The 12902-nt window shown below is 71.7% G+C and carries 10 protein-coding genes; 5 read left to right on the top strand and 5 right to left on the bottom strand.

Annotated features, from left to right (window positions below):
- Positions 1–137: 137 nt before the first annotated feature.
- The 4 genes from H284_RS0111185 (at position 138) to H284_RS0111170 (ending at position 5646) form a co-directional block, all read left to right on the top strand.
- A complete protein-coding gene (locus H284_RS0111185; protein WP_020076297.1) occupies positions 138–2423 on the top strand; it encodes a glycoside hydrolase family 38 N-terminal domain-containing protein in 2286 nt (761 codons plus the stop codon).
- Positions 2424–2723: 300 nt separating this feature from the next.
- Positions 2724–3497 (top strand): ABC transporter ATP-binding protein, encoded by a 774-nt coding sequence (locus H284_RS0111180; RefSeq protein ID WP_018192723.1) that lies wholly within the window; start codon positions 2724–2726, stop codon positions 3495–3497.
- Positions 3479–5050, top strand: coding sequence for a hypothetical protein (locus tag H284_RS0111175; RefSeq protein ID WP_020076296.1), 1572 nt, complete (start codon positions 3479–3481; stop codon positions 5048–5050). The genes H284_RS0111180 and H284_RS0111175 overlap by 19 nt, the downstream gene beginning before the upstream one ends.
- Positions 5051–5088: 38 nt before the next feature.
- Positions 5089–5646, top strand: a complete 558-nt coding sequence (locus H284_RS0111170; RefSeq protein WP_020076295.1) for a DUF2087 domain-containing protein — start codon at positions 5089–5091, stop codon at positions 5644–5646.
- Positions 5647–5655: 9 nt separating this feature from the next.
- On the opposite strand, the gene H284_RS0111165 is transcribed toward H284_RS0111170, so the two are convergent.
- Complete coding sequence (locus tag H284_RS0111165; RefSeq protein ID WP_020076294.1) at positions 5656–6243, bottom strand: CGNR zinc finger domain-containing protein; 588 nt, start codon at positions 6241–6243, stop codon at positions 5656–5658.
- An 88-nt stretch (positions 6244–6331) separates the two neighbouring features.
- On the opposite strand from H284_RS0111165, the gene H284_RS0111160 reads away from it, so the two are divergent.
- Entirely contained in the window at positions 6332–6517 is a 186-nt protein-coding gene (locus tag H284_RS0111160; protein WP_020076293.1) for a hypothetical protein, read from the top strand.
- A gap of 68 nt (positions 6518–6585) precedes the next feature.
- Here H284_RS0111160 and H284_RS0111155 read toward each other — a convergent pair whose 3' ends face one another.
- From H284_RS0111155 to H284_RS0111140, 4 genes are read right to left on the bottom strand one after another with little or no spacing between them, the layout of a single operon-like run.
- Positions 6586–8439: a YyaL domain-containing protein gene (locus H284_RS0111155; RefSeq protein WP_020076292.1), complete on the bottom strand. Its 1854-nt coding sequence runs from the start codon at positions 8437–8439 to the stop codon at positions 6586–6588.
- Positions 8436–11186 carry an alpha-mannosidase gene (locus tag H284_RS0111150; protein WP_020076291.1) on the bottom strand — a complete coding sequence of 917 codons (2751 nt, stop codon included), beginning with the start codon at positions 11184–11186 and terminating at the stop codon, positions 8436–8438. Before H284_RS0111150 ends, H284_RS0111155 begins: the two co-directional genes overlap by 4 nt.
- On the bottom strand, positions 11183–11767 hold the full coding sequence (locus H284_RS0111145) for a D-sedoheptulose-7-phosphate isomerase (protein WP_020076290.1): 585 nt from the start codon (positions 11765–11767) through the stop codon (positions 11183–11185). Before H284_RS0111145 ends, H284_RS0111150 begins: the two co-directional genes overlap by 4 nt.
- Positions 11760–12764 (bottom strand): ROK family protein, encoded by a 1005-nt coding sequence (locus tag H284_RS0111140; RefSeq protein ID WP_020076289.1) that lies wholly within the window; start codon positions 12762–12764, stop codon positions 11760–11762. Before H284_RS0111140 ends, H284_RS0111145 begins: the two co-directional genes overlap by 8 nt.
- Between the last annotated feature and the right edge of the window lie 138 nt (positions 12765–12902).

Genomic DNA, 12902 nt, shown 5'->3' with positions numbered 1-12902 from the left:
GTGACGCTCTTCACAAGGGGACCGGGTCCCCGGAGTCGGTTTTCGTTACTTGATCGTTTCTTACGCTTGAAGGCCGCACGGCTCAAGCCCTAGGGTCGTATGGCAACGATGCCACATCTACCCCGGAGGAAGGCCCGATGCCCCGCATCCGCCGTTTACTGCTGCTCGGCCACACCCACCACGACGTCGGCTACACGAACAGCCCCCGGATCATCGACGGGATGCACGCGCAGATCGTGCGCGAAGTGCTCCGGTTGGCCGACCAGGACACGGCCGCGCCGGACGCTCCCGACCGTTTCCGCTGGACCTTCGAGGTGGCGCGGCCGGTGCTCGAGTTCCTCCGCACGGCGACGCCCGCGGAGGTGGCGCGCCTGCGCGAACTGGCGGCGGACGGCACCATCGCGGTCACCGGCGGCTACCTCAACATGACGCAGTTGCCCGACCTCGCCGAGTTCGAGGCCGCCTATCGGTCGCTCCAGCGCATCCACGACGCCGGCATCCCGGTCCGCACCGAGCAGCACGGCGACGTCAACGGCATCGCCTGGGGAGTGGCCGATGCGATGCTGGACGCCGGGATCGACCGCCTCGTCATGGCCCTCAACCCGGACCACGGCCGCGCACCGCTCGAGCAGCCGAGCCTGTTCTGGTGGGAGGCGCCGTCCGGCCGCCGGGTGCTCACCCTGCTCTCGACCCACTACGGCTTCGGCGAGGAGTGGGGCATCGTCGACGGGGATGTCGCCCTCGCCGAGCAGCGCATCCTCGCGTTCGTCGAGCGCCTCGACGCGCGTGACGATTATCCGTTCGACACGGCGGTCGTGCACGCGGGCAACGACAACCGCTGGCCGACGGCGCTCTTCACCGAGGTGGTGCGCCACTGGAACGACCGGCACCCCGGCATCCCGATGGAGACCGCGACCATCGACACGGCGATGGATGCGCTGGCCGCGCAGGCGCCCGACGATCTGCCCGTGCTCCGCGGCGAGTGGGCCGACTGGTGGTCGCACGGTCACGGCTCCACCGCCCGCGAGGTCGCCGTCTACCGCGAGGCGCGGCGGTTCGCGGTCTCCGCACGCGCGGCCCTCGACCTCGCCCGGGCGCGCGGGGAGGGCGAGCCGGCGCTCGCCACGGTCCTGGGCTACCGCCGGGGCCCGGTTCGCGTGCGCGACGACGCCGAGCTCGCCGCCACGTTCGACCGGGTGGATGAGGAGCTCCTGCTCTTCGGCGAGCACACCTGGGGCTCGTGGGAGACCTACTCCAAGCCGCACTCGCACTTCAGCCATTCGCACTGGAACGCGAAGGCCGGCTTCGCCTATGGCGCCTGGGATCTCGCCCGCGACCTGAACGTCGAGGCCCTGTACCGCCTCGCGGCGTCCGGCCGCGATCCCGAGCCGGCGGACGGCGTGCTCGTCGCCAACCTCACCGACCGTCCGCGCCGGGAGGCCCTCGAGGCGGAGTTCGGAGGGACACGCAGGGTGACGCTGGTGGCCGACGTGCCCGCATCGTCCGTCGTCGTGCTCCCGGTGCCCGGCAAGGAGCCGGCCGCCACGACGGGCACGACCATCGAAGCCGGACGCTTCCGAGCGACGGTCGACCCGGAGCGCGGCGGTGTCGTCTCGCTCGTCGACGTCCGCACCGGCCGGGAGCTGGTGGATGCGCACGTGCCGCACGGTCTCGGGGCCGTCGTCGCCGAGACGGTCACCGCCGCCGGTCGTTCGCACGCGATCTTCGACAACCCGAAGAACTTCAACCCCGGCTTCCCCGGCCCGGAGTTCGCGCGCTCGCACGCCGCATCCACCTCCGCACCGGAGGTGATCGAGACGGACGCCTACGCGCGCATCCGGTGGTCGAGCGAGCTCCCCGGCAGCCTCGCGGCCACGCACACGCTCACCCTCTACCGCGACCTCGACGACATCGACCTCGCCGTGCACATCGCGAAGCCCGAGCACTTCGGTCCGGAGAGCCTGTTCGTCACATTCCCGTTCGCGGTCGACCGCCCTGAGTTCCTCCTGGAGACCGCCGGCGCAGTCTTCGCCGCCGAGAGTGAGCAGCTGCCGGACACGTCGAAAGACTGGTACTCCGTGCAGCACGCGGTCGGTGTGCGCAGGGCCGAGGGCGGCCCGGCGGTGCTCTGGGGCACCGTGGATGCGCCGCTCGTCCAACTCGGCGGCTTCCACACCGGGAAATGGGCGCGCACCCTCGATGCGCCTGCGGGGCACATCAACAGCTGGGTCATGAACAACCTGCATTTCACCAACTTCCAGGCGCGCCAGGAGTTCACCGGAACGCTGCACTACCGCTTCCGGCCGGTGCAGACGGCGGAGGGATCGGACGCGGCGGACCTGCGCGCGGAGGTCGCAGCATTCGGCGCCGACCTCGCGCTGCCGCTGCAGGCGCGCTCGTACACCGGACCGCTGGGGAGCTGACCGCCGCATCCCTCGGCCGAACCTGGGAAGGCCCTCACAACCGGGCGGATCCGCCATCCGATCGCATCCGCGCCTGCGGACAACTCCCTGGCGGGCGTTCCCTCCCCCGCCGGAGAACAGGCGCGGCGTGCCGACGGCGACCAGGGGCGCGCGCGGCATGCCGCGTCCTGTCCGCCCCGCCGCATCCGCCGGATCCGCCGTGTCGGATCGCCCGTACTCCTGGACACGGCGTCGGAGCCCGCCGATAGGGTGGTTCGCACGGGCTGTCCGACGTGCGGGCGGCACGGACGACGTGAGGGGGTGCGCGTGGCGGAGGACGACGACCTCGCGATCAGGATCCGCGGGCTGCACAAGCGGTTCGGGCAGAAGGTCGCGGTCGACGGGATCGATCTGGACGTGCCGTCCGGCAGCTTCTACGGGCTGGTCGGACCGAACGGCGCGGGCAAGACGACGACGCTCAGCATGGCGACCGGCCTGCTGCGTCCGGATGCCGGCGAAGTGCTCATCCACGGCGTCGACATGTGGAAGAACCCGCTCGCCGCGAAGGCGATGGTCGGCGTGCTGTCGGACGGCGTCCGGCTGTTCGACCGGCTGACCGGGCAGCAGCTCGTCGAGTACGCGGGGCTCCTGAGCGGTATGGACCGCCCGACCGCGCAGCAGCGCACCCACGACCTCCTGCAGCTGCTCGACCTGGAGTCGGCGGGCGGAACGCTCGTCGTCGACTACTCGGCGGGCATGACGAAGAAGATCGCCCTGGCCGCCGCGATGGTGCACGCCCCGCGCGTGCTCGTGCTGGATGAGCCGTTCGAGTCGGTCGACCCGGTCTCGGCGGCGAACATCCGCGACATCCTCCGCACCTACGTCGACGGCGGCGGGACCGTGGTGGTCTCGTCGCACGTGATGGACCTGGTGGAGCGGATGTGCGACCACGTCGCCGTCATCACGGCAGGACGCGTGGTCGCGGCCGGCTCGGTGGACGACGTGCGCGCGGGCTCGACGCTCGAGGACCGGTTCGTCGAGCTCGTCGGCGGACGCCGTGTCGGGGAGGGGCCGGAGTGGTTGCGACACTCGTAAGGCTGCGCCTGCTCGTCCTCAAGAACTCGTTCCGCCGCAGCACCGGGCAGCTGGTCGCCGTGATCATCGGCGCGATCTACGGGGCCGTCGGCCTCCTCGTCGTGCTCGGAGCGCTCGTCGGCCTGTCGTTCGCTCCTGCGGAGGTCGCGACGACCGCCGTGGTGCTCGCGGGCTCGGCGGCCGTCCTCGGCTGGGCGGTGCTGCCACTGCTGCTCTCCGGCGTCGAGCAGACGCTCGACCCGGGCCACCTCGCGGTCTATCCGATCGCCTTGCGGCCGCTGATGATCGGGATGCTGCTGAGCGGCGCGGTCGGTGTGGCCGGCGCGGCGACGACTCTCGCATCCCTCGGCACCGCCCTGCCCTGGCTGCACTCGCCGGGAATCGCGCTGATCGCCCTGGTCACGGGCGTGCTCGGCGCCGCGACCTGCATCGTCGTGTCGCGCGCGGTCACCTCCATCGCGAGCGGGCTGTCGTCGGGCCGCCGCTTCCGCGAGGCCAGCGGGCTCCTCATCCTGATCCCGCTCATCCTCGCCGGCCCGATCATCATCGGGATCACCAGCGGGCTGCGGTCGTCGGCGGACGCCCTGCCCGCGGTCGCCGCCGGTCTCGGGTGGTCGCCACTCGGCGCGGTGTGGGCCGTCCCCGGAGCCGTCGCCGCAGGCGACCCGCTCGGCGCGCTGCTGCGGCTGCTCATCGCCGTTGCGACCTTCGCAGTGCTCTGGGCGGTCTGGCGCTGGGGGCTCGCGCGCTCCCTCGTCACGCCCGCTCGAGCTTCGTCGCGCGTGCGCGCGCCCGGCAAGTCGGGCCTGTTCGGCATCCTGCCCGGGACTCCGGCCGGCGCCATCGCCGCGCGCTGCCTGACCTACTGGTTCCGCGATCCGCGATACCTGCGGCAGCTGCTCGTCATCCCGCTGCTCCCGGCGATCATGTGGTTCTACTCGAGCATCAACCACTCGAACGGCTACTTCTTCGCCGCCGGGCCGGTGATCGCGTTCGCCCTCGGGATCGGGATGATCGCCGATGTGTCGTACGACTCGACCGCGTTCGCGCTCCATGTGTCGAAGGCCGTGCCGGGCCGAGCGGATCGGTGGGGACGTGCGGCGGCCCTGCTCACCTTCGCCATTCCCGCCGTCGTCCTCGTCTCGGTCGGCGCCACGGCCGTCGAGGGCGACTGGCTTCCCGCACCCGGTCTGCTCGGGCTGTCGCTCGGGATGCTGCTCAGCGGCGTCGCCGTCTGCTCGGTGACCTCGGCGCGGTTCGTCTTCCCGGTACCTGAGCCCGGCGACAACCCGTTCCGGTCGCGGCCGGGCAGCAACATCTCGCTGATCGGGCCGACGTTCGCGGCGTGGGGCGTCATCGCCGTGCTGTGCCTGCCCGAGATCGTGCTGCTGATCGTCTCTCTGGTGACCCGCGAGGCGATCTGGGGCTGGCTCGGGCTCGCCGCCGGGATCGTGCTCGGCGCGGTGCTGCTCGTCGTCGGCGTGCGCGTGGGCGGCCGCGTCCTGGACGCACGGGCTCCGGAGCTGCTGCTGCAGCTGCGGAAGGACGCCTGAGGCGCCCACACTGCGGACCCGTGCGGGAGACTGGGAACGTGGAGCAGGACGACAGCGCGAGCGCCGACGAGACGCCGGCCGACGGGCAGCGGCCCGCGGACTGGCGGCCCGTGGTCGCCGCGCTCGCCAACCGAGACGCGCGCGCTGTGTGGGCGCAGCTCATCGCGGACGGCGCCCCGGCAAGCGAGATGAGTCCGGCGCGGCAGCGGCGCGCGCTGGCGCTACTCGAGAGCGTCGGCCTGGTGCGCCGCGCCGACGGTGTCCACGAGCCGGTCGACACGGCCTTCCGCGAGCTGCTCGCGACGTCGGCATCGCTGCAGCCGCGCCGCACGGGAGTCGAGCGATTCCTGCGTCCCGACGGCCGGATCGACCGCTTCCCCGCGGCTGCGGAGGACCGCGCTGCGCTGCTCGCCCGCATCGGCGACCGCGTGCTCGCCGACGGCGAGACCGTCACCGAACGGGAACTCACGGAACGCCTGACACGGTTCGGCGCCGATCCCGTGACGCTGCGCCGCTATCTCGTCGATGCGGGCATCCTGGTGCGCACGCGCTCAGGGTCGGAGTACGCCCGGGCCGACGTACCCGCAGACTCCTGACCTGACCGCTCAGGACGGAGTGGATGCCCGACGCGCGTGCGCCTTCTGCATCTTGACCGCGTTCCCGCAGCCCGCCATGGTGCACCACCGGCTGGACCGGTTCTTCGAGTAGTCGTAGTACGCCCACCGGCAGGTGACGCGATCGCAGACCTTGAGCCGGGACCAGCTGCCGTCCTCGCGGGAGGCGCGCACCGCATCCAGCACTCCGGCCAGGGCGGCGCGGGCGCCGCGATCGGTCGCGGGCGCCAGCGCGAATGACTCGGAGCCGCCGAAGGACAGCCGAAGCGGCAGCTCGGCGAGCGCGTCGTCGAGGCTGCGGAGTGCAGCGGCATCGGCGTCGTGGCCGGCGTGCGTGGCGAGCACCGAGCGCAGGCCCTCGCGCACGGTCTTCGCGAGTGCCAGGTCGTCTTCGGTGGCGGTGACGTCATCCCCGAGCAGGTCGCGGCTCCGCAGCCACGCGGCGAGGTCGTCTGGGCTCTCCCAGCCCTCTTCGTCCTCCTGATACTCGACGGTGTTGACGAAGTCCCGCACCAGCCGCAGCTGGGCGGGGATCATCTCGTTCTCCCGTTCGAACGCGAGATCCGTCTGCCGACCCATGACACCACCATACGCCCTTGACAGGTGTCGCGACAGTGCGCATGGTGATGACACCGGCATTAATACTTAGCCGGTGTAGGAGGTCATCGTGGATCGGACAGCACAGCAGATCATCGCGGTCGGACATCGGCCGGAGATCCCGGCCGAGCGGATCGGGAGGTGGATGCGCATCCACTACCGGGCGCTACGGGCGGGGCGGCTGCGACCGCGAGCCGTTCGCGATCCGTGGATCGACCACGTCTCGCCGTGGGCGTTCTGGGGCCTCCACCGCTGAAGGCCGTCGAGGTGCGACTCGTGGCGCTTATTCGGGCGGGATAGCGACCACGACGTGCACCTCGACGCTCAGCCCGCCAGCGTCTGCTCGCAGGCGAGCAACGTCACGCCGACGCTCCAGGCGTGCGAGAGCGTCAGCAGCATCCCCTTCGGCTGGAAGCACGCCGTCTGGTAGTACCGCTCGCTGACCATGCCGCGGTAGGCGTTGAAGTCGCCGTCCTCGCGGGCGATGAACTGCCGGAAGCACGCCAGCGTCTCGTCGGCGCGCTCCGCATAGTGCGGGTCGCCGAGGGCCGCCGAGAGCTCGCGCAGCTCGGCCGTGCAGACGAGCCCGTAGGCGTGCAGGTGCTGGTTCGACGGCGATGCGTTGTCGGCGCCGCGGGTGCGGAAGCCGTACGCCCCGAGCAGGGTGTGCGCCGGGAAGGTGACGTCGTACGTGTAGCGGAAGGTCAGCATCCAATCGGCTGCGCGCCGCGCCACATCGAGCCAGTGCCGATCGCCGGTCGCGCGGTGCAGGGCGACGTAGGCCATCACGGCTGCGTAGCCGTCCTCCGAGGTCGGCGCGAGGTCCACGTCCTCCGGGGCGCCGTGGAGGAACTCGCGGTCGACGAACTTCTCGTAGTACGTGCCGGCTGCGAGCGCCGCGGGCAGGTTGCGCTCGTCGCGTTCGGCCGCCTCCACCAGGGCGGCGATCCACGTCAGACCCGAGGCGCCCGACCAGGACAGCACCTCGCCGGTCTCGGCATGGTGGACCGATCCGAGGTTGCCGTCGTCGCGCTGACGGCCGACGACGACATCCAGGTTCGAGCGGATGGCGCGCTCCCACTGCTCGTGCGGGTCGAGCGCCTGCGCGCGGACGAGGAACAGCGTCGCCTCGGCGAGGGTGCGCGAGTGGAGTCCGCGTTTCAGCTCGGTCCAGCTCTGCGTCCAGCCGTGGTCGCGGTACCAGACGCCCCAGAAGGTTCCGGAGGGCGACAGAGATGCGGTGATGAAGTCGATGACGTGACGCGCCGCGTCCGCCTCGGCCGGCCGGTCGGTCCGCAGCCCGTGCGCGAGGAGCGCGTACGCCCACGGGATGCCGCTGACCCAGCCGACGTGCATGGCCTGGCGGTCGACGCTGAGCCCGTCCCGGCCGCTGACCTCGCGGTCGAAGCCGACGGTCTCCAGCAGCACGCCGGGGTCGGGGTCGTAGTGCCAATCGAGCAGGCAGGCGGCGGTGAGGTCGGCGGCGGTGGCCACGTCCACCCACGGATTCTCGGTCGCGTGCTCGGCCGCTTCGGCGTGCAGCGCGCGCAGGATCGGGGCGTAGGCGTGGCGGGATGCGTCCAGCGCGAACACGCGCACCGCGAGCTCCACCGTCTCGCCGGGGACGAAGCGGTGCGTCGCCACATCGGCCGGCCGCGGGCGGTCGTCGCCGTAGTACGTGACCGGGTATTCGCGGTACGGGAAGCGCAGGCTGACCGTCGCGTCGCCCCACTCCGGGTCGTGCGCGAGCCCGACGCCGGTGAGGCCGAGCGCGGAGGTCTCAGCCGCGGCGAGCGCGACGCCTCCACGGTCCGGCCCCGCCCAGGCGAAGACCGCCGGCGTCGCCGCACGGTCGGCGCGGAACTCCCAGGCGTCGCTCACCAGGGCCGCGTGCTGCTCGGGCGTCCTCGCCCCGATCTCGAAGCGCGGGAACGCCCGGGTGTTCTCGGCCGGCCGGTTCTCGCCATAGAAGGCACCGGGGATGAGCCACCAGGGATCATCGGCGCCGTGAACCGGAGCCTCCACCAGCACCGACCCGTCGGCCGGCTCCGCGCCGGTGTACGTCACGCGCACCGCGAGCCGCCAGCCGGGCTCCGCCTCGCTCCACTCCAGCCGCACCTCGGCCGCCGCGGAAGCGGGACCGGCGACGGTCGCCCGGACCTCGGGGCGCGCGCTCACGGCAGCGGGCGCTCGATCAGGTCGACCTCGCGGACCGGCTGGGCCGGGTCGGCCGGCACCACGAAGGTGCGCAGCTGCGACGGGCCGAAGTCCTCCTCGATGGTGCGCCCGAGCAGCGGGAGCTCGATGCGCGAGCGTCCGCCCTCTCCGCGCGTCTCGACGGCCCGCACCACCACGTCCGCGCCGCCGGGGGCGCCCGTCTCGTCCTCGGTGCCCTTCAGCGCGGTCACCATGACGGTATCGCCGCCGTCGCTCGCGAACGAGTTCACCGGAGGCAGCACGCCGTCGTGGAACGACTCCTGCATCGCCCGCACCGGGTTGCCGAGCACGAGCGCGCGACGGATCGGGTCGGCCTCACGCCAATCGCCCGCGTGGGGCACCAGCTCGTAACTGAACCGCTGGACACCTTGATCCTGGAAGGAGTAGATGCCCTCCGGGTCGAGCAGGCGCGGGTCGTGCCACGAGTAGACCGGGCTGCGGACGGTGGTCACGCCGATGCTCGGCTGCTCGCCGTTGTCGGCGGTTCCCGGCGACACATCGTAGGCGTGCTTGTTGGTCGTGATCACCGTGAGACCGGCGGCGGCACCGTCGATCGTGCCGGTCAGATCCACCCACGACTGCGCGGGCTCCTCGGCGCCGTCGACCGGGCGCTCCAGGTGGCCGAACGGGATCTCGTACGTCGCCGTCGGGTCGTCGAGAACGGTCGGGAAGCGCAGCTTCAGCAGGTGCGCCTGCTCGCGCCAGTCGAGCGTCACGTTGACCCTCAGCACGGGCGAATCGTGGTCGAGGATGAGCTCCTCCACCAGAGTGGATGCGCCCCACGCCCGCTCGACGCGGACGCGCGATCGCAGCGGACCGGTCTCGCGGACCACGATGCGCTTCAGCTCCATCGTCGCGCCCGGCCAGGCGTACGAGATGACCCGGTGGCCCCACGTATCGGTCGGGTCGTCGTTGATCTGGGTGTGCTGGGCGCCGTCGACGCCGGCCATCACATCCACGCCGGTCGCCTTGACCAGGTAGGACGAGATCCAGCCCGTCTCCTGATCGATGCGGATGCGGACGTGCTCGTTCTCGAGGGTGTCGGCCGTCACGGTCAGGCCATCGGATGCCGCACCCGGGCCGGCGCCGGGACGCAGGCGGTAGAGGCGGTAGCCGAGAGCCGGGACGTCGGCGCGGAACACCACGGCGCCGCGCGAGACGTCGTCCGTCGTCGCGGTCGACTGCGAGTTCTGGAAGACGACGGGCTCGCCGTTCTCGTCGACCACGTGCACGCCGGCGCGCTGCGCGCCGTACTGGAAGTCCACATCCACCGACACCGCCCAGGGGTGCGGGTTGAAGACCAGGACCGGCTGCGTGCCGTCCTCCCGGTCGACCTGCACCTGGCGGGCGAGGACGTTGTGCGCCCGCGTGATGATGCGCTTCGAGATCGCGACGGCCTCGCCGAGCTGGTCGCGTGCGTCGTCGTACGACGGCTCGATCGCCGAACCGGGCAGGATGTCGTGGAACTGGTTGAACAGCACCTGCTTCCAGGCGGTCTCCAGCTGTTCGCGCGGGTAGTCGACGCCGTCGGTCGCGGCGACCACCGCTGCCCAGCGCTCCGCGTTCAGCACGGCGAACTGCGCGCGACGCTGCCACGCCTTGATCCCGGAGTGCGCCGAATAGCAGCCGGGCGCATGGTGCTGCAGGTCGTCGCGGCGCACCGGGAGGGTGTCGAGGAACGCCTCGCCCCGGCCGAGCACCTCGTCGAAGTACGTGCGCGGTGACGACATCGTCATCCTTCCGAAAGAGCCCATGCGGTCGTAGCGGTGGATCGACTCGATGTTCGCGATGGTCGGGCCGCCGCCGTGGTTGCCCACGCCGTAGAACACCATCGCGGTCGCGTTCTCGCCGAAGCCGACGGTGCGGTCGAGCGAGGCGAGCGCCTTCTCGGTCTGGCCGTCGACCGAGCCGGGCGGGCTGCAGTACTCGAACGGGATGCGGTAGGCCAGCACGCGCGAGCCGTCGGGCGCCTCCCACCAGAACAGGCTCGGAGCCAGGTCGGACTCGTGCGGGCCGGGCCGCAGGAACGTGTACGAGTCCATCCCCTGGCCGCGCAGGATCTGCGGGAGCATCGCGTTGTGACCGAACGGGTCCACATTCATCCCGACGGTCGACGGCTTCCCGAAGCGCGACTCGAGGTAGCGCTGGCCGTACAGACCCTGGCGCACGAAGCTCTCACCCATCGGCATGTTGTTGTCCGGCTCGACCCACCAGCCGCCGACGTTGACCCAGCGGCCCTCGGCGACACGGCGCTTGATCTGCTCGAACAGCTCGGGGTCGGACTCCTCCACCCAGCTGAGCAGCACGATCTGGTCGCAGGTGAAGACGAAGTCGGGGTACTCCTCCATGCGGTGGATGGCCGACCAGAAGGTCGCGCGGGCCTCCTGGTAGCCCTCCTGCCAGGGCCACAGCCACACCGGGTCGAGGTGCGCGTTGCCGATCATGTGGAGGGTGCGCTGCGGGGTCGCCGTCGGGCGCTTCGCGGGCGGGAGGTCGCGCGGCTGGGTGCCGGCGGGCGCGTTCGCGACGGGGGCCCTGCCGTTCGTGTCGGGGGCGCCCGTCTCGCCGGCGACCTCGTTCCCGGATGCGCTCTCGCGCGGCTCCTGCGCCGCATCCACCGCGATCTGTTCCGGAGTTTCTCCGCCCACACGCGGCGTGTCGGCCGGAGAAAGTCCGGAATCGACGGCTGCCTGCTCGGGGGTGGTCACAGTGCGTACTCCTCGTCGCCGTCGGCCCATGCGTCCACGATCTCGGAGAGCACGTGGAGCATGAACGTGTGGAATTCCTGAATCCTCGGGGTGGTCGTGGACGGGCTCAGCAGCGCGTAGTCGGCGAACTCCTTCGCCGGGCCGCCGTCGCCTCCGCCGAACAGCACCGTCGTGGCGCCGACCGACTTCGCCGCTTCGAGCGCTGAGACGATGTTCGCACTCCGGCCGCTCGTCGTGAAGGCCGCGACGACGTCGCCCGGGCGGGCGAGACCGAGCACCTGGCGCGAGAAGACGTCGTCGTACGAGTAGTCGTTGGCGATGCAGGTCATCGTCGTGGGGTCGGTGCTGAGCGTGACCGCCCCGAGCGGCCGACGGTCGCGCTTGTAGTGCCCGATGATCTCACCGGTGAAGTGCTGCGCATCCGCCGCGCTACCGCCATTGCCGAACGTGTACAGGATGCCGCGCTCGGCGAACGCGTCGCAGAGCAGCTTCCCGACCGCACGCAGGGCCGGCAGCAGTGCCTCGCCCTGCTCGGCGACCTGGATGTGCGCCTCCAGCTGCTGCCGCATCCACTCAGCCACGGTGGTCTCCCTTCCGGACGCCTGCGCCCGCACCGGCGAGCTGGTCGAGGCGGTCGAACGCGACGGCACCGGCGCCGACGACGCAGACGACGTCGCCCAGGGCGGCGAGCACGACGGTGGATGCGGCGGCAGCGGGCGGCATCGCGTCGGCGGCGACGCGCTCGCGCACGGGAACGAGCAGGGCGTCGCCGGAGCGGGTCACCCCGCCGCCGAGCACGACGAGGTCGGGCTCGAAGACGTTGACGAGGTCAGTGAGGGCGACGGAGAGCACGTCGACCGTCTCGTCCCAGAGCTCGACGGCGAGGGCGTCGCCGTCGGCGGCGGCTGCGACCACATCCTCCGCCCGCACGACGGGCAGCTGGGCGAGCGTCGAGCCGGCGCCGCGCTCGGCGACGGCCTCGCGGGCGCGCTGGGCGATGGAGGTGCCGGAGGCGTATCCCTCGAGGCAGCCGCGGCGCCCGCACAGGCACGGACGGCCGCCGGTGCGGACCATCACGTGGCCGAACTCGCCGCCGTTGCCGGCCGCGCCGCGGTGCAGGCGGCCGTCGATGACCGCGCCGCCGCCGATGCCGGTGGAGATCGTCAGGTAGACCATGGTGTCGGCGTCGCGCGCGGCGCCGTAGCGGAACTCGCCGAGGGCGCCGGCCGTCGCGTCGTTCTCGAGAACGGCCGGGATGCCGAACTCGCGCTCGGCGAGCTCGACGATCGGCAGGTCGATCCACCCGGGGAGGTGCAGCGGGCCGGTCAGCACACCGGCCTTGGCGTCGAGCGGACCGCCGCACGAGATGCCGACGGCCTCGACCTCGAGGCCGGATTCGGCGATCGCGCGATGACCCATGTCGAACAGCCTGGGAACGATCGCACCCGGGCCCTCCTCCCGACGAGTGGGTTCGACGATCAGTGCGTGGGTTCGTCCGTCTTCCGTGACAACACCGACGGCGAGCTTCGTGCCGCCGATGTCGAGCGAGAGGACGGCGCGGAGGCCGTTTGCCATCATGTCCTTCCGAGGGTGCACGACCGCGCCAGCGTCGGTGGATCGTGTGGGATCGTTCCCACAGATACTAGGACGCCGCGGGCAGGCGGGTCAACACGGCGCGTTCGCTGGGCGCGTCCGCAGCCGTCGCTCGCAGCCTGA

Source organism: Cryocola sp. 340MFSha3.1 (genome assembly GCF_000383315.1).
Lineage (GTDB): Bacteria > Actinomycetota > Actinomycetes > Actinomycetales > Microbacteriaceae > Leifsonia.
This window is presented reverse-complemented; position numbering and strand designations above follow the sequence as displayed.

What these genes read in the sequence shown, in the direction of transcription:
- H284_RS0111185 (WP_020076297.1), top strand. Translation starts at nt 138, where the DNA reads ATGCCCCGCATCCGCCGTTTACTGCTGCTCGGCCACACCCACCACGAC.
- H284_RS0111165 (WP_020076294.1), bottom strand. Translation starts at nt 6,243, where the DNA reads ATGGGTCGGCAGACGGATCTCGCGTTCGAACGGGAGAACGAGATGATC.
- H284_RS0111140 (WP_020076289.1), bottom strand. Translation starts at nt 12,764, where the DNA reads ATGATGGCAAACGGCCTCCGCGCCGTCCTCTCGCTCGACATCGGCGGC.